General features: G+C 73.3%; 12 protein-coding genes. 7 read left to right on the forward strand and 5 right to left on the reverse strand.

All coding sequences use genetic code 11. The features are described 5' to 3' along the window. Positions 1–181 precede the first annotated feature (181 nt). From ACFCLZ_RS14765 to pyk, 6 genes are all read left to right on the forward strand, one after another. Positions 182–1,672 (forward strand): phosphotransferase, encoded by a 1,491-nt coding sequence (locus tag ACFCLZ_RS14765; protein WP_380285345.1) that lies wholly within the window; start codon positions 182–184, stop codon positions 1,670–1,672. A gap of 42 nt (positions 1,673–1,714) precedes the next feature. Continuing rightward, the gene (gene glgB / locus ACFCLZ_RS14770) at positions 1,715–4,090 is read left to right on the forward strand and encodes a 1,4-alpha-glucan branching protein GlgB (protein WP_380285346.1); all 2,376 of its coding nucleotides are present in this window, start codon (positions 1,715–1,717) and stop codon (positions 4,088–4,090) included. Positions 4,091–4,139: 49 nt separating this feature from the next. Then, on the forward strand, positions 4,140–4,820 hold the full coding sequence (locus ACFCLZ_RS14775; RefSeq protein WP_380285347.1) for a hypothetical protein: 681 nt from the start codon (positions 4,140–4,142) through the stop codon (positions 4,818–4,820). 125 nt (positions 4,821–4,945) lie between these two features. Continuing rightward, the gene (pta, locus tag ACFCLZ_RS14780) at positions 4,946–7,123 is read left to right on the forward strand and encodes a phosphate acetyltransferase (RefSeq protein WP_380285348.1); all 2,178 of its coding nucleotides are present in this window, start codon (positions 4,946–4,948) and stop codon (positions 7,121–7,123) included. Further along, the gene (locus ACFCLZ_RS14785; RefSeq protein ID WP_380285349.1) at positions 7,120–8,352 is read left to right on the forward strand and encodes an acetate kinase; all 1,233 of its coding nucleotides are present in this window, start codon (positions 7,120–7,122) and stop codon (positions 8,350–8,352) included. The genes pta and ACFCLZ_RS14785 overlap by 4 nt, the downstream gene beginning before the upstream one ends. A 93-nt stretch (positions 8,353–8,445) precedes the next feature. After that, a complete protein-coding gene (gene pyk / locus ACFCLZ_RS14790; protein WP_380285350.1) occupies positions 8,446–9,873 on the forward strand; it encodes a pyruvate kinase in 1,428 nt (475 codons plus the stop codon). 75 nt (positions 9,874–9,948) lie between these two features. Here pyk and ACFCLZ_RS14795 read toward each other — a convergent pair whose 3' ends face one another. The 4 genes from ACFCLZ_RS14795 to ACFCLZ_RS14810 all read right to left on the reverse strand — a co-directional run bounded on the left by ACFCLZ_RS14795 (position 9,949) and on the right by ACFCLZ_RS14810 (position 14,254). Further along, complete coding sequence (locus tag ACFCLZ_RS14795) at positions 9,949–11,238, reverse strand: hypothetical protein (RefSeq protein WP_380285351.1); 1,290 nt, start codon at positions 11,236–11,238, stop codon at positions 9,949–9,951. Continuing rightward, positions 11,235–11,846 carry a DUF6114 domain-containing protein gene (locus ACFCLZ_RS14800; RefSeq protein WP_380285352.1) on the reverse strand — a complete coding sequence of 204 codons (612 nt, stop codon included), beginning with the start codon at positions 11,844–11,846 and terminating at the stop codon, positions 11,235–11,237. The genes ACFCLZ_RS14795 and ACFCLZ_RS14800 overlap by 4 nt, the downstream gene beginning before the upstream one ends. A gap of 129 nt (positions 11,847–11,975) precedes the next feature. After that, positions 11,976–12,638, reverse strand: coding sequence for a DUF6230 family protein (locus tag ACFCLZ_RS14805; protein ID WP_380285353.1), 663 nt, complete (start codon positions 12,636–12,638; stop codon positions 11,976–11,978). 602 nt (positions 12,639–13,240) lie between these two features. Beyond that, on the reverse strand, positions 13,241–14,254 hold the full coding sequence (locus tag ACFCLZ_RS14810) for a tetratricopeptide repeat protein (protein WP_380285354.1): 1,014 nt from the start codon (positions 14,252–14,254) through the stop codon (positions 13,241–13,243). A gap of 364 nt (positions 14,255–14,618) precedes the next feature. On the opposite strand from ACFCLZ_RS14810, the gene ACFCLZ_RS14815 reads away from it, so the two are divergent. Further along, a complete protein-coding gene (locus ACFCLZ_RS14815) occupies positions 14,619–15,272 on the forward strand; it encodes a TetR/AcrR family transcriptional regulator (RefSeq protein ID WP_380285355.1) in 654 nt (217 codons plus the stop codon). A 59-nt stretch (positions 15,273–15,331) separates the two neighbouring features. Here the strand turns inward: ACFCLZ_RS14815 and ACFCLZ_RS14820 are convergent, their stop codons facing one another. After that, a complete protein-coding gene (locus tag ACFCLZ_RS14820) occupies positions 15,332–17,017 on the reverse strand; it encodes a methylmalonyl-CoA mutase (protein ID WP_380285356.1) in 1,686 nt (561 codons plus the stop codon). Between the last annotated feature and the right edge of the window lie 41 nt (positions 17,018–17,058).

The raw sequence follows: 17,058 nt of genomic DNA on the forward strand, positions 1-17,058 counted from the left end.
CCCCCGGTCGTCTCTGCACCACCGCGTACGGAGAACAGCCCAACGGCCACCCACACGAAGGCGTGACACCCGGGCCCACCGCTCGCGTGCCGCCGCCGCCGCGCCGCCGCAATCCGGAAGACTGACGGACCCGGCCAGACCCGTCGGGCGATCCGCCCAGCTCCTCCGGGGAAAGGGAGTCATGTCCGAAACCTCCCGTTCGCAAGCCCCCCTGCACCGTGACGCCCCCGTCGGCCCCGCCGCGGCGGCCGCCGCGCGGGGCACCGGGGTCCGGAGGACCGCCCTGGGGGTCAGCGAACTCGTCCAGGCGGCGCTGCCGCTGATCGCCGACTGGCTCCCCACCCAGCGCTGGTACGCCGGGAAGGGCCGGCCGATCACCGGCCTCACCCCGGTGGTCGGCACCCCCCTCCAGGTCGGCGACCCCGCCCTGCTGCACCTGCTGCTCCGGGTCGAGCACGCGGCCACCGCCGGCGCGCCGCACGGCGACCTCTACCAACTGCTGCTCGGCATCCGCTCGCAGGGCCCGACCGGCATCGAGCCGTCCGCCGTCCTCGGCCGGCTCACCCAGGGTCCGTACGACGGGGCGGCGCTCTACGACGCGGTGCACGACCCCGAGCTCACCGGGCGGCTGCTGGAGCACCTGGCCACCGGCGACCGGTTCGGCTCGCTGTCCTTCCGCCGCACCCCCGGCTCCGGGCTCCCCACCAACCTGCCCGGCCGCGCCTCCACCGCCGAGCAGTCCAACAGCTCGGTCATCTACGGCACCTCGTACATCCTGAAGCTGTTCCGCCGCGTCCACCCCGGCACCAACCCCGACCTCGAACTGTCGCTCGCGCTCTCCCGGGCCGGCTCGACCCGCATCCCCCGGGTCGCCGCCTGGTTCGAGAGCCGTCTGGAGCGCGCCGAGCCGGCCACCCTCGGGCTGCTCCAGCGCTACCTGCCCGAGGCCGAGGACGGCTGGGAGCTCGCCCTCGACCAGGTCGGCCGGCTGAAGGGCGACCCGTCGCCGGGCAACTTCGCGATCGAGGCGCACCGGCTCGGCCGGGCCACCGCCGAGGTGCACCGGGTGCTCGCCCGTTCGATGCCGGTCGCCCGGCTGGACCGCACCCAGACCCGCCAGCTGGCCACCGCGATGGCCGACCGGCTGGACAGCGCGGTCGCCGCCGTGCCCGGTCTGATGCGCTACCGGGGCGCGCTGCGCTCGGCCTTCCGGCAGCTGGCCGACGCCCACCCGGACGGCCTGCCGGTCCAGCGGATCCACGGCGACCTGCACCTCGGACAGGCGATGCGCACCCCGCACGGCTGGGTGCTGCTGGACTTCGAGGGCGAGCCGGCCAAGTCGGTCGCCGAACGGCGCGAGCCGCAGACCGCGCTGCGCGACGTCGCCGCGATGCTCCGCTCCTTCGACTACGCCGCCGCCCACCTGCTGGCCGGCGGGCCGCCCGACCCGGAGCTGGCGCACCTGGCCGCCGCCTGGGCGCAGCGCAACCGCACCGCCTTCTGCGCCGGCTACACCGCGGGCGGCGGCACCGACCCGGCCGCCTCGCCGGAGCTGATGCGCGCGCTGGAGATCGACAAGGCGGTGTACGAGGTGGTGTACGAGGCCCGGCACCGGCCGAGCTGGCTGCCGATCCCGCTGGCCGCGATCAACCGGCTGGCGCTCACCGTCTGACGTCCCTCGTTCCGCCGCCCCGTTCCAAGAGAGGTCCCCGCCGTGACGCCGCTCGACCCGCCAGGCCGCACCACCCGCTCCGTGCCGGCCACCTTCCTGGCCGGCCCGGACTCCCCGAAGCGTGAGCCCGCGACCGTCCGGCGGGACGGGCCGGCGCCCGCCGGGCCCGCGTCCGCCGCCGAACCCTCGGCCGAACCCTCCGCCAAACCGGTGCCCGCCGGGGCGCTGCGGCTGCCCGAGGCGCCGCTGCCGCCCGGTGAGGTGGACCGGCTGGTCGGCGGCCAGCACCACGACCCGCACGCCCTGCTCGGCGCCCACCCCGTGCACGGCGGCACCGCGATCCGGGTGCTGCGCCCGTTCGCCGAGCGGGTCGTGGTGGAGACCGGGCAGGGCCCCGTCGAGCTCACCCACCAGCAGGGCGGCCTGTTCACCGGCCTGCTCGCCGCCCCGCAGGCGCCCGACTACCGGCTGCTGGTCAGCTACCCGGGCGGCGAGCCGATCCGCCAGCACGACGGCTACCGCACCCCGCCCACCCTCGGCGAACTCGACCTGCACCTCATCTCCGAGGGCCGGCACGAGCAGCTCTGGCGGGCCCTCGGCTCGCACCCGCGCACCGTGGACGGCGTGCGCGGCACCGCGTTCGCCGTCTGGGCGCCGAACGCCGCCGGGGTGCGGCTGATCGGCGACTTCAACCACTGGAACGGCACCGGCCACCCGATGCGCTCGCTCGGCTCCTCCGGCATCTGGGAGCTGTTCGTCCCCGACCTCGGCGAGGGCGCCCAGTACAAGTACGAGATCCGCACCCGGCAGGGCTGGGTCCTGGACAAGGCCGACCCGCTCGCCCGCGCCGCGCAGGTCCCGCCCGGCACCGCCTCGGTCGTCACCTCCTCGGCCCACCGCTGGCAGGACGGCGAGTGGATGGCCCGCCGGGCGCGCACGGCGCACCACCGCGCCCCGATGTCGGTGTACGAGCTGCACCTGCCGTCCTGGCGCCCCGACCTCACCACCTATCGCGCCATCGCCGCCGAACTCCCGCAGTACCTGGAGGAGTTGAACTTCACCCACGTGGAGTTCATGCCGGTCATGGAGCACCCGTTCGGCGGCTCCTGGGGCTACCAGGTGTCCGGCTACTACGCGCCCACCGCCCGGCTCGGCAGCCCGGACGACTTCCGCTTCCTGGTCGACACCCTGCACCAGCACGGCATCGGCGTGATCGTCGACTGGGTGCCCGCGCACTTCCCCAAGGACGACTTCGCGCTCGCCCGCTTCGACGGCGAGCCACTGTACGAGCCGGCCGACCCGCTGCGCGCCGAACACCCGGACTGGGGGACCCTGGAGTTCGACTACGGCCGGGTCGAGGTGCGCAACTTCCTGGTCGCCAACGCGGTCTACTGGTGCGAGGAGTTCCACGTCGACGGCCTGCGGGTGGACGCCGTCGCCTCCATGCTCTACCTCGACTACTCGCGCGACAGCGGCGCCTGGACCCCCAACCGGCACGGCGGGCGGGAGAACCTCGACGCGGCCGCCTTCCTCCAGGAGATGAACGCCACCGTCTACCGGCGCTGCCCCGGCGTGATCACCGTCGCCGAGGAGTCCACCGCCTGGGACGGCGTCACCCGGCCCACCGACCAGGGCGGCCTCGGCTTCGGCCTCAAGTGGAACATGGGCTGGATGCACGACTCCCTGGTCTACATGAGCAAGGACCCGGTGCACCGCAAGTACCACCACAACGAGATGACCTTCTCGATGGTGTACGCGTACTCGGAGAACTACATCCTGCCGATCTCGCACGACGAGGTGGTGCACGGCAAGCAGGCCCTGGTCGCCAAGATGCCCGGCGACTGGTGGCAGCAGCGCGCCAACCACCGCGCCTACCTCGGCTTCATGTGGGCCCACCCCGGCAAGCAGCTGCTGTTCATGGGGCAGGAGTTCGCCCAGGGCTCGGAGTGGCACCACGAGCAGGGCCCGCAGTGGTGGGTGCTCGACGAGCAGTGGCCGGCCCACCGGGAGCACGCGGGCGTGCGCCGGCTGGTCCGCGACCTCAACCGGCGCTACCTCGACACCCCGGCGCTGTGGGAGCAGGACACCGCCCCGGCCGGCTTCAGCTGGCTGGACGGCGGCGCGGCCGAGGACAACCTGTTCTCCTTCGTCCGGTACGCCGCCGACGGCACCCCGCTGGTCGCCGTCTGCAACTTCTCCCCCGTCGTCCGGCACGGCCACCGGGTCGGCCTGCCCGAGCTGGGCGGCCGCGACCAGCTCTGGGAGGAGGCCCTCAACACCGACGCCGCGGAGTACGGCGGCAGCGGGACGGCCAACTCCCGCCCGGTGAAGGCCGAAGCGGTCACCTGGAACGGCCGGCCGCGCAGCGCCGAGCTGGTGCTGCCCCCGCTCGCGACCCTCTGGCTCCGCCCGGCGTGACGTTCTAGGCTCCCCGCCTGAGACGTCGACAGCGGGCGGGGGGCCTTCTGTGGGATTGGCGCTGGGCTGGGGCTACGTTCTGCTGCCACTGGCCTGTTGGGCCGCACTGGCCCGCACCCGGGCGGTCGGGGTGGTGGTGGCCGCCGTCCTGGCCGCTCTGGCGGTGATCCCGGTCGGACTGGAGCAGGAGTGGTTCCACAGCCGGGCCACCGCCGAGTCCCAGTCCGGCTACCCGCTCGCCGCCGGGCTGGTGGTGCTGCTCGGCACCCTGGCCGAACGGCGGCGGTGCGGCCCGCGGCCCACCCGGGGGTCCGGCCAGCCGGCCGCCGGGGCGACCATCGTGATCGCCGCCCACTCCCTGATCGGCCTCGTCGTCGGCCTGCTCTACCAGCTCGCCGTCCACGAGCCCTTCTCCCCGGACCGCTCCGAGCTGTCGCTGCCGACGGGCCTCGTCGTCGCGCACGACAGCGGCCCCGACCGCAGCTGCGGCCTGCACGCCTGCCGCCGCGACCTCGTGATCGCGAGCACCGAGGGCCTGCCCGGCGCCGAGGCGGCCCGCCGGCTGCGCGCCCGGCTGGCCGCCGACGGCTGGACCCCGGGCCCGGGCCCGGACGGGAGCCTGGTCCACCGGCACGGCTGGCTGCTGGACAAGCGGATCACCCAGCTCCTGCTCACCGAGCAGCCGGCCGCGGTGACCGTCCGGCTCGTCGGCCCCGACCGCTTCCCGTAGGGCTCGCCCGGGGACCTTCGGCCCCTTGCCCGCGGCCGGGCCGTTCTGCTCGCGGACGGGCGTTCGCGGTGCGAAGGTATGGTCGATATGACCACTTCCTGAGACGACGGGACGGAGAGAGCCGCGTGGCGCGCAGCGTGTACGTGACCGGGATCGACCGCGGGGACGGCCGCCAGGCGGTGGAGCTCGGGGTCATGGAGCTGCTCACCCGCCGGGTGGACCGGGTCGGGGTGTTCCGCCCCCTGGTGCACGCCCAGGCGCCGGGGGAGACCGGCTCGGACCACGTGGTCGAACTGCTGCGCGCCCGGTACCGGCTGGACCTGCCGGCCGCCGAGCTGTACGGCCTCACCTACGAGGAGGCCGCGGCGCTGCAGGCCGCGCAGGGGCAGGACGAGCTGGTCTCGGTGCTGGTGGACCGGTTCCACGCGCTGGAGCGGCGCTGCCAGGCGGTCCTGGTGCTGGGCACCGACTTCGCCGACACCAACATCCCCGACGAGCTGGCCTTCAACGCCCGGCTGGCCAACGAGTTCGGCGCCGCCGTGCTGCCGGTGATCGGCGGCCACGGCGAGGACGCCGACGCGGTGATCGCCGAGGTCCGCAACGCCCACCGCGCCTACACCGACCTCGGCTGCGAGACCCTGGCGGTGATCGCCAACCGGGTCGCCCCGGCCGCCAAGCAGCCGGTCCAGCGCACGCTCACCGAGAAGCTGCCGATCCCCGCCTACGTCATCCCCGAGGAGCCGGCGCTGGCCGCGCCGACCGTCGCCCAGCTGGTCGAGGCGACCGGCGCCGAGGTGCTGCTCGGCGACGCGGCCGGCCTGGCCCGGGACGTCCGCGGCTTCGTCTTCGGCGGCGCCATGCTGCCGACCTTCCTGGACGCGCTGACCGAGGGCGCGCTGGTGGTCACCCCCGGGGACCGCGCCGACCTGGTGATCGGCTCGCTGGCCGCGCACGCCGCCGGCGCCCCGCCGATCGCCGGCGTGCTGCTCACCCTCGGCCAGCACCCCGGCCCGAACGTGATGGCCCTGGCCGCCCGGCTCGCCCCCGGCACCCCCGTCGCGGTCGTCCCGGAGGGCAGCTGGCTCACCGCCGCCGCGCTGACCCACCTGGAGGGCAAGCTCTCGGCGGCCAGCCCCCGGAAGGCCGAGATCGCCCTCGGGCTGTTCGAACTGCACGTGGACACCGACGAGTTGACCAAGCTCATCGAGGTCGGCCGGTCCGAGCGGGTGACCCCGATGATGTTCGAGCACGAGCTGCTGGAGCAGGCCCGGGCGGCCCGCCGGCACGTCGTGCTGCCGGAGGGCACCGAGGAGCGGGTGCTGCGCGCCGCCGAGATCCTGCTGCGCCGCAACATCTGCGACCTCACCCTGCTCGGCGAGGCCGACGCCGTCCGCCGCAAGGCCGCGGCCCTGGGCATCGACCTGCCGGACGCGGGGGCGGCTCCCGGCCGCCAGGCCGAGGGAGAGCCGGGCGCCGACCGCGCCCAGGTGCGGATCGTCGACCCGGCCACCAGCCCGCTGCGCCGCCAGTTCGCCGAGCTGTACACGAGGCTGCGGGCGCACAAGGGCATGACCGTCGAGCTGGCCCTGGACGTGGTCACCGACGTCTCCTACTTCGGCACCCTGATGGTCCAGGAGGGCATCGCCGACGGCATGGTCTCCGGCGCGGTGCACTCCACCGCCGCCACCATCCGGCCCGCCTTCGAGGTGATCAAGACCTCGCCGGGCGCGGCCATCGTCTCCAGCGTCTTCTTCATGTGCCTGGCCGACAAGGTGCTGGTGTACGGCGACTGCGCGGTCAACCCCGATCCGGACGCCCAGCAGCTCGCCGACATCGCCATCCAGTCGGCCGCCACCGCCGCCCAGTTCGGCGTCGAACCGCGGGTCGCGATGCTCTCCTACTCGACCGGCACCTCCGGCTCCGGCGCGGACGTCGACAAGGTCCGCAAGGCCACCGAGCTGGTGCGCGAGCTGCGCCCGGACATCCTGGTCGAGGGGCCGATCCAGTACGACGCCGCAGTGGACGCGCACGTCGCGGCGACCAAGCTGCCGGGCTCGCCGGTGGCCGGCCGGGCGACCGTGCTGATCTTCCCGGACCTCAACACCGGCAACAACACCTACAAGGCGGTCCAGCGCTCGGCCGGGGCGGTCGCCGTCGGACCGGTGCTCCAGGGGCTGCGCAAGCCGGTCAACGACCTGTCGCGCGGCGCGCTGGTGCAGGACATCGTCAACACGGTGGCGATCACCGCCATCCAGTCGCAGGAGCGCGGGTCCCAGCCGCGCGGTGAAGGGGGCACGGCATGAGCGCGGGCACGCGGGTCCTGGTCCTGAACGCCGGCTCCTCGTCGGTGAAGTACCAGCTGATCGACATGCTGGACGGCGACCGGCTGGCCTCCGGCCTGGTCGAGCGGATCGGCGAGGCCGGCGGCCGGCTGGTGCACACCCCGCGCGGCGGCGCGGAGCGGGAGAGCGTCCAGGCCTTCCCCGACCACGGCGCCGCCCTCAAGGCGGTCGCCGAGGAGCTGGCCGCCGACGGCCTGGGACTGGACTCGCCCGAGCTGGCCGCGATCGGCCACCGGGTGGTGCACGGCGGGCTGCGGTTCACCGAGCCGACCGTGATCACCGACGACGTGCTCAAGGAGATCCGCCGGCTGATCCCGGTGGCGCCGCTGCACAATCCGGCCAACATCACCGGCATCGAGGTGGCCCGCGCGCTGCGGCCCGACCTGCCGCAGGTGGCCGTCTTCGACACCGCCTTCCACGCCTCGATGCCCGAGCACGCCGCCCGGTACGCGATCGACAAGGCGGTGGCCGACGAGCACCGGGTGCGCCGCTACGGCTTCCACGGCACCTCGCACCAGTACGTCTCGCGGGCCACCGCGCGGCTGCTCGGCAAGGACCCGGCCGAGGTCAACGTGATCGTGCTGCACCTGGGCAACGGTGCCTCCGCCTCGGCGGTGAGCGGCGGGCGCTGCGTCGACACCTCGATGGGCCTGACCCCGCTGGAGGGCCTGGTGATGGGCACTCGTTCGGGTGACATCGACGCGGGCGTGGTCTTCCACCTGCACCGGGTGGGCGGGCTGTCGATCGACGGCATCGACGACCTGCTCAACCGCCGCAGCGGCCTGCTGGGCCTGTGCGGCGACAACGACATGCGCGAGATCATGCGCCGCGCCGACGACGGCGACGCCGACGCGAAGCTGGCGTTCGACACGTACATCCACCGGCTGCGCAAGTACATCGGCGGCTACTACGCCGTGCTCGGCCGGGTGGACGCGATCGCCTTCACCGCGGGCGTCGGGGAGAACGCGGCGCCGGTGCGGGCGGCCGCCACGGCCGGGCTGGAGGAGCTCGGCATCGCCGTCGACCCGGAACTCAACTCGGTACGCTCGCGCGAGCCGAGGATCATCTCCCCCGCGCTGCTCCCCTCGGGGGGACGCGTGCGGGTGGCGGTCGCCGTCGTCCCCACCGACGAGGAGCTGGAGATCGCCCGGCAGGCCTTCGCCCTGGTGCACCAGTTGTCCGAAAACTGACCCCACGTCGTCTCGATCCGCGGACTCCTCGGCGGCGATTCCTCTCCTTTCGGGCCGAATGCACCAATAACACGAACGGATAGACTGATCGATATGCGCCGAGCGAAAATTGTCTGCACCCTGGGTCCCGCGACGGACTCCTACGAACAGCTCAAGGCCATCGTCGAAGCGGGCATGAACGTCGCCCGACTGAACATGAGCCACGGCACCCACGCGGACCACGAGGAGCGGTACCGCAAGGTCCGCCAGGTCTCGGAGGACACCGGCCGCACCATCGGTGTGCTGGCCGACCTCCAGGGTCCCAAGATCCGTCTGGCGACCTTCGCCAACGGCCCGGTGACCGTCGACAACGGCGACGAGTTCACCATCACCACCGAGGACGTCCCCGGTGACCAGCACATCTGCGGAACCACCTACAAGGGCCTGCCGGGCGACGTCAAGCCCGGCGACCCGGTCCTGATCAACGACGGCGTCATCGCCCTGGAGGTCGTCAGCGTCGACGGCCCGCGGGTGAAGACCGTGGTCGTCGAGGGCGGCGTGCTCTCGAACAACAAGGGCATCAACCTCCCCGGCGCGGCCGTCAACGTGCCCGCCCTGTCCGAGAAGGACAAGGACGACCTGCGCTTCGCCCTGCGCCTGGGCGTCGACATGATCGCGCTGTCCTTCGTCCGCAACGCCGCGGACATCAAGGACGTCCACGCGGTCATGGACGAGGTCGGCATCCGGGTGCCGGTCATCGCCAAGATCGAGAAGCCGCAGGCCGTCGAGGCGATGGAGGAGATCGTCCTCGCCTTCGACGCGATCATGGTGGCCCGCGGCGACCTGGCCGTCGAGTACCCGCTGGAGCGGGTGCCGCTGGTCCAGAAGCAGCTGATCACCCTGGCCCGCCGCAACGCCAAGCCGGTCATCGTCGCCACCCAGATGATGGAGTCGATGATCCACGCCTCGCGCCCGACCCGCGCCGAGGTCTCCGACGTCGCCAACGCCATCCTGGACGGCACGGACGCGGTCATGCTGTCCGCCGAGTCCAGCGTCGGAAAGTACCCGGTCGAGACCGTCCGCACCATGAGCCGGATCTGCGAGAAGGCCGAGGAGGAGCTGCTCGCCCAGGGCCTCCAGCCGCTCAACCCGGGCCGCAAGCCGCGCACCCAGGGCGGCTCCATCGCCCGCGCCGCGTGCGAGCTGGGCGACTTCCTGAACGGCAGGGCCCTGGTCGCGTTCACCAAGTCCGGTGACACCGCGCGCCGGCTCTCCCGCTACCGCTCGCCGATCCCGGTGATCGCCTTCACCCCGGACCACGCCACCCGCAACCAGCTCTCGCTGAGCTGGGGCGTCGAGGCGCACGTGACCGAGCAGGTGGAGACCACCGACGAGATGGTCGCGCAGGTCGACCGCGAGCTGCTGCGCATCAGCGAGCTGGGCGCGGGCGACACCGTGATCGTCACCGCCGGTTCCCCGCCCGGCGTCCCCGGCAACACCAACATGGTCCAGGTGCACCACCTGGGCACCCGCAGCGCGTAAGGCGGCGCGGAACACGCCCGCGGGGCGGTCCCTCCGGACGGGAGGGGCCGCCCCGCGGGCGTCGCGGGTCCGGGATCAGGCGTTCCCGGGGTAGGGCCGGTCGTCGTTGAACAGCTGCATGCCGGGGATCTTCAGGGTGCCGCCGAACTGGCCCGACTGGATCGCGGTCGCCCCGGTCAGCTCGATCCACAGCGGCAGCTCCAGCCGGCCGATCAGGTCGTACAGCCACTGCGGCAGCGGGCCGTCCGGGGTGAGGGTCAGCTCGCCCAGGTCGATCGGGACCGGCAGGCCGAGCACCTTGGACAGGTGGCCGGAGAGCCGCTCCACGTACATGGTGATCGGGCCCTTGCGCATGGTCGAGACCGAGCCGGGCGCGCCCTTCACGTGGAAGGTCCTGCCGTTGCCCTGCAGCGTCGACATGTGCAGGTTCTCGATGTCGACGCTCTCCACCTCGAACTTCAGCACCCGCTTGGTGCCGGTCGGGGTCCGGACGTTGACCACGCCGAGGAGCACCGCGTGGTTCAGGGCGAGCCGGGTGGTCTGCAGGGTCCAGTTCTGGTCCGGCACCAGGAGCGGGTTGTCGGCCGGCTTGCCGCCCGGCGCGAGCGCCTCGGCGTCGACCAGGCAGTTCGGGTCCTTCGACGGGGTGGCCGAGGTGCTGCCGGACGCGGTCGGCTTCGCGGCGGCGGACGGCTTCGCCGCCGTGGACGGGGCGCCGGAGGGCTTCGGGCTCGTCGGCGCGGCCGGCGTCGTCTGCGCGGTCGTCGGCGTCGCTGCCGGAGCGGTCGGCGTGGCCGGCGTGGCCGGGGCGGTCGGGGCGGTCGGTACCGGGGCTTCCGGGGTGGCCGGGGGCGTGGGCGCCGCGGTGCCGGCCGGCTCGGCGGCCGTCGTCGGGGCGGCGGGCGGGGCCGGGGCGGTGATGCCGCCGACGATGTCGTCGACGAGCCCGGCCCGGACGACCCCGCCGTTCGCCTTGCCGGTACCGGTTCCGGTGCCGCCGGGAGTGCCGGTGGCGGTCGGTTCCGGCACGGTCGTCGGGGCGGGCGTCCCGGTGGCCGGGGCCTCGGGCAGGGGCACGGACGGGCCGGGGACCGGCGGCGGCAGCTCGCTCCTGGGCACCGGCGTCTCGGCCACCGCGGGCGCCTGCGGCACGGTGTCCGGGGCGGTGGCGCAGGGCTTGCCGGCGGTGGACTCGGCGATCGCCGGGTTCGGCGTGTAGGCGGCGGCCATCAGCAGCGCGGTCGGCACGGCGGCCATCGCCAGCACCCGGCCGCGCAGCCGGACCCGCACGGGCGTGCGGGGCGCGGCGTGCCGGGGCGAGCGCTGCGCCGCGGCCTGCGGAAGCTCCTCGCGCGGCTCGCTCACCGGACCTCCTCGGGCTCTCCGGCCTGCTGCGCCGGGAGGGTGCCCTCGACGGCGGCCGGGGGCTGCGGGGCGGGCCGGTCGGCGGAGGTCCCGGAGGCCGGCACGGCACCGGCCGCGGTGTCCTGCTCCTCGGGGGCGGTCTCCGCCACGGCGGCGGTCCCGGCGACGGCCGTATCGGCCGCCTCGACCGCCTCGGCGGGCGGCATCGGCGCCCAGGCGAGCATCAGACCGCCGCCGATCAGACCCGGCAGGATCGACAGGCCGAAGCCGCCCAGGTTGGAGACCGGGATCGAGACCAGGGTGAGCAGTGTGGTGGCGATGCCGGCGAAGACCCGGACGACCGGCTGGAACCAGGCGGTCAGCCCGAGCACGATCAGCAGCACCCCGATGATCAGCGAGCCCGCGCCGGCCGTGGTGGCCATGGCGATCGTCATACCGTCCAACGACAGGTTGGCGTACGGGAAGTACATGATCGGGACGCCGGCGAGGACGGCCAGCAGCCCGCCGTAGAACGGCCGGGAGCGGCGGAAGTCACGGAACGCCCGGCGTACCCACCGGAGGGGATTCTCGCGTTCGACGGGCCGCGGCTCGGCAAGGGTGCTGGACACGGAGCAGCTCCTCGATGGTGTGACGAGGTGAAACAGAAAGGGGGAGCCCGGGGACGGCGGCCCGTGCGGCCGCCGTCCCCGGACCCCGACCCGCCGTCAGGCGGTCAGCCGGTCAACCGAGGAACCGGCTCAGAAGCACTCGTGGCCCGGGTCGGTGAAGAGGTTGAGCTTCAGGCCCTTGAGCTTGAAGGTGCCCGCCGAGGTGGCCCAGGCGGTCTGCTTCGCGCCGTACAGGTCGGCGGTGTCGGCGGCCTGCGCGAAACCGGTCTTGCCGCTGGGCAGGCCGGAGCCGAGCGCGGACTTCCAGTTCTTGGTGGCGGTGCCGTCGAGGGTGGAGGCGTCCTGGCCGATGTTGATGTTGCCGAACTCGGCGTCGGCCTCGAGGGAGTCGAGGTCGATCAGCAGGTTGGCGGCCTCGACCTGACGCTCCTTCTGCTCGCTGTCACCGGCCTCCAGGCGGAGGGTGACCTTCGGGAGCTTGAAGGGCAGCGGGATCACGTTCGGGTCGGTGACCAGCGACTGGCACATGCCCTTGATCCGGGCGGTGTCGAAGGCCGAGACCGCGACCGGGTGGGTCGTCTTGTCGGTCTGGACGTCGATCGAGCCGAACTGGGCGAACTTCGTGCCGTGCAGTTCCTTGGCGCTGACCTTGAACTGCTGGCCGGAGACGCTGAACGAGGCGGCGAGCGCGCTGTTCGCCAGGCCGACGCCGACTGCGGCGGTGGCCGCGAGGCTCGGCACCATCACCAGGGCGAAGCGCTTCCAGCGGGTCTTGCCGTAGGTCTTGGACATGCGTGTCCTCCTTCTGGGACGTACATCTCCGGCTCCCCGGTGGCGAGTCCCGCACCGGTGGGGCCTGGGATGGGAGAGAGCTACGTCCTCGGTAGCGGAGAGCGCCGTGTCAACACCGGCGATCCCCCCGAGCGACAACCAGCGACCGCGCGGGCAGCGCGGCCGTGCGAAGGACAGGAACCGCCGTGGGACCGCGGATACCCCCCTGCCCTCTCGCCGGCGGCAGGACCGCCGGCCGCCCGGTGGGGATCCCCTCCTCCGGATCCGCCGACCGGCTGCCGGCGGGGGTCGAAGTGTGGGGACCGGGCGTGCCGATGCTGCTCGAATCCCGGGCGAAGCACAAGAGGTTGCATTACTGACGGGTAATCCCACAGGGGCGCAAATGATCATGAAATCGGGCCCTCGGACACGCAGCGTCACGAGATGGAGGATTCGTGAGGGCGAAATCCCTCGGAAACATCAGTGAAACACCCGTGGACGGTCACATGTCGTGACCGTCCACGGGTGTTGTCAAGATTTGGTAAACCTCAGAGGCGATGACCGGATTGTCGCCAAATCACCAGGCGGCACCGCAGGTCATCCGCCGTGTCACCAACGGGACTTCAGAACAGCACCCGGGCCAGCGCCTGGCGCGCCGCGGTGACCCGCGGATCCTCGGGGCCGATCACCTCGAACAGCTCCAGCAGCCGCAGCCGGGCCGCGTCGCGGTCCTCGCCGAAGGTCTTGCCGACCGTCGACACCAGCCGGCCGAAGGCGTCCTCGACGTGCCCGCCGACCAGGTCCAGGTCAGCCGCCCTCAGCTGGGCCTCGACGTCCTTCGGGCCGGCCGCGGCGGCCGCCCGGACGGCCTGCAGGTCGAGCCCCTCGACCCGCTGCAGCAGTTCGGCCTGGGCGAGGCCGACCTTGGCCTCGGTGTTGCCCGGCTGGTCCGTCAGCACGTTCCGGTAGGCCTGGATCGCACCGCCCAGGTCACCCCGATCGAGCGCGTCGTGGGCCGCGGCCAGCGCCGGGTCCTCCGGCCGGCGCGGGGCGGCGGCCTCCGCGCCCTCGGCGGGCGCGCCACCGGTGCCACCGGTGCCGCCGGTGCCGACGATGCCGAAGCGCTGCTCGGCGACCAGGATCAGCTGGTCCAGCACCTTGCGGACGTTGGCCTCGTTCTCGGCGCCCTGGAACAGCGGGACCAACTGGCCGGCCACCACGGCCATCACGGCCGGGATGCCCTGGATGCCGAACTGCTGGGCGATCAGCTGGTTGGCGTCGACGTCGATCTTGGCGAGCACGATCCGGCCGGCGTACTCCTCGGCCAGGCGCTCCAGGATCGGGCTGAGCTGCTTGCAGGGCCCGCACCACTCGGCCCAGAAGTCGACGACCACCGGCACCTCGGTGGACCGCTGGACGACCTCGATCTCGAAGGTGTCCTCGGTGACGTCGACGACGAGCGGGTAACCGGTCCCGACCGGGTCACCCCCGGCCGCCTCCCCGGCGGCCGTCTGGCGGGCCCGCTCGGCCCTGGCCAGCTCGGCCTTCTGGGCAGCCTCGCCGGCTGCCTTCACCGCGGCGAGGTCGACCGCACCACGCAGGGCGGCACTGTTGAGACGAGAATTCCGTGGCTGCATGGCACCATCCTCCCCCGCCCGCGCCGCTGGTGGGCACCAACCTCCCGGAAAACGCCCCGCGCGGGCTGCGCGGTTCCGATTCCCGGGGTGGCGGAGCCACTCCCCGATAGCCTGAACCGTTCGGCACGGATCCCCATCCGCGCCCGCGCCGCTCCCGTCCCACGGGAACGCGGCGCCTGGTCGTCGCTTTCGCTACGAGTCGTAGCGTAACTGGATCCGGGGCATCCGCCGCAACCCCTGCCCGCCCCCGCCGGACGTGAGGTGGGCCACTTTCCCGGACCGCCCGGCTGACCTGGGCACGGAAGAGTCGCTACCGTTACCGGTCCCACTCAAGTTACTTACCGGTAAATCGCAAGGAGGCCCGGTGCCGGCCCCCCAGCCACCCGTCCCGGAGCGCCCGGAAGCCGCCGCCACCCGGGCCAAGGGCCGCCCGCGCAGCGCCGCCGCCGACCGCGCCATCCTGGACGCCACCCGCGAGACCCTCGCCGAACTCGGCTGGGGCGGGCTCACCATGGGCCGGGTGGCGACCCGCGCGGGCGTCGCCAAGACCACCCTGTACCGCCGCTGGCCGTCCAAGAACGAGCTGGTGGTGGACGCCGTCGCCAGCCTCTTCGACGAGCTGGTGATGCCGGACCTGGGCAGTCTGCAGGCCGACATCGAGGCGGTGGTGGCCCAGTTCGCCGATCTGCTGGCCCGCCCGGAGAGCCAGGCCGCACTGCTCGCCCTGTTCGCCGAGGGCAGCCGCGACCGGCAGCTGCGCCGGCGGATCCGGGAGTCGATCGTCGACCCGCAGAAACGACTGGTCCGGCAGGGCCGCGCGGCCGCCCAGGCACGCGGCGAGCTGGCGCCGGACGGCGACGAGGCGACCGCCCGCGAGGAGGTCGACATCATCTTCGACACCATCGCCGGGACGGTCGAGCACCGGGTGCTGGTCAGCGGCGAGCCGATCACCCCCGAGTGGACCCGGCGCTTCACCGGCCTGCTGCTCGGCCCCTTCCCGATTCCGCCGGCCGGCTGAGCGCGCGCGAAGGCCGCCCGGCTCCCCTCGCAGGGGTGCCGGGCGGCCTCGGGGCGGGCTCAGAACCGGGCGGTCTCCCGGTAGATCCCCCACTCCTCGCGCAGCGCGTTGCAGATCTCGCCCAGGGTCGCCTCGGCCCGCACCGCGTCCAGCATCGGCGGGATCATCGACGCACCGGACCGCGCGGCGGCCAGCATCGCGTCCAGCCCGGCCCGGACCGCGGCCTCGTCGCGGTCCGCCTTGCGCGCGCCCAGTCCCCGGACCTGCTCGCGCTCCACCTCGTGGCTGACCCGCAGGATCTCCAGCTCGGGGGTGACGCTGCGCGGGTGGCAGTTGACGCCGACGACCCGCTTCTCGCCCTTCTCCACCGCCTGCTGGTACTGGAAGGCGGCCTCGGCGATCTCGCCGGTGAACCAGCCCTCCTCGATCCCGCGCAGGATGCCGGAGGTGATCGGGCCGATCGCGTGGTCCTCGCGGCCCTTGTCCAGAATCCGCCGGAAGATCTCCTCGGCCTGCTGCTCGATCCGGTCGGTCAGCGCCTCGACGTACCAGGAGCCGCCCAGCGGGTCGGCGACATTGGTGACGCCGGTCTCCTCCATCAGCACCTGCTGGGTGCGCAGGGCGATCTCGGCGGCCTGCTCGGAGGGCAGCGCCAGGGTCTCGTCCAGGGCGTTGGTGTGCAGCGAGTTGGTGCCGCCGAGCACCGCCGAGAGCGCCTCGACGGCGGTGCGGACCACGTTGTTGTACGGCTGCTGGGCGGTGAGCGAGACACCGGCGGTCTGGGTGTGGAACCGCAGCCACTGCGCCTTCTCGGTCTTCGCGCCGAACCGCTCGCGCATCCAGCGGGCCCAGATCCGGCGGGCGGCGCGGAACTTGGCGATCTCCTCGAAGAAGTCGAGGTGCGCGTCGAAGAAGAAGGACAGGCCCGGCGCGAAGACGTCCACGTCCAGGCCCCGGGACAGGCCCAGCTCGACGTAGGCGAAACCGTCGGCCAGGGTGTACGCCAGCTCCTGCGCGGCCGTCGCCCCGGCCTCGCGGATGTGGTAGCCGGAGACCGAGAGCGGCTTGTACGCCGGGATCCCGTTCGCGCAGTACTCCATGAGGTCGCCGATCAGCCGCAGGTGCGGCTCGGGGGCGAAGAGCCACTCCTTCTGGGCGATGTACTCCTTGAAGATGTCGGTCTGCAGGGTGCCGTTGAGCACCGCCGGGTCGACGCCCTGCCGCTCGGCGGCGACCAGGTACATGCAGAAGATCGGCACCGCCGGGCCGCTGATCGTCATCGAGGTGGTGACCTCGCCGAGCGGGATGCCGCGGAACAGCACCTCCATGTCGGCGGCCGAGTCGATCGCCACACCGCAGTGGCCGACCTCGCCGAGCGAGCGCGGGTCGTCGGAGTCGTAGCCCATCAGGGTGGGCATGTCGAAGGCGACCGAGAGGCCGCCGCCGCCCGCCTCCAGGATCATCCGGTACCGCTCGTTGGTCTGCTCGGCGTTGCCGAAGCCGGCGAACTGGCGAATGGTCCACGTCCGGCCGCGGTAGCCGGTCGGGTGCAGGCCGCGGGTGTAGGGGTACTCGCCGGGCCAGCCGATCCGTTCGAATCCCTCGTAGGCCTGCCCGGGGGCCGGGCCGTAGACCGGCTCGACCTCGTCCCCGGAGAGGGTGGTGAAGTCCGCGTCCCGCTTGCGGGCACTGTCGTACCGCTGCTGCCAGCGCTGCCGCCCGCGCTCGATCTCCTCGGCGTCCATGACCCCGAACTCCGCTCCGTACGGCCGCCACACCAGCGGGC

Origin of the sequence: Kitasatospora purpeofusca (genome assembly GCF_042691725.1) — a bacterium.
Classification (GTDB): Bacteria; Actinomycetota; Actinomycetes; order Streptomycetales; family Streptomycetaceae; genus Kitasatospora; species Kitasatospora purpeofusca_B.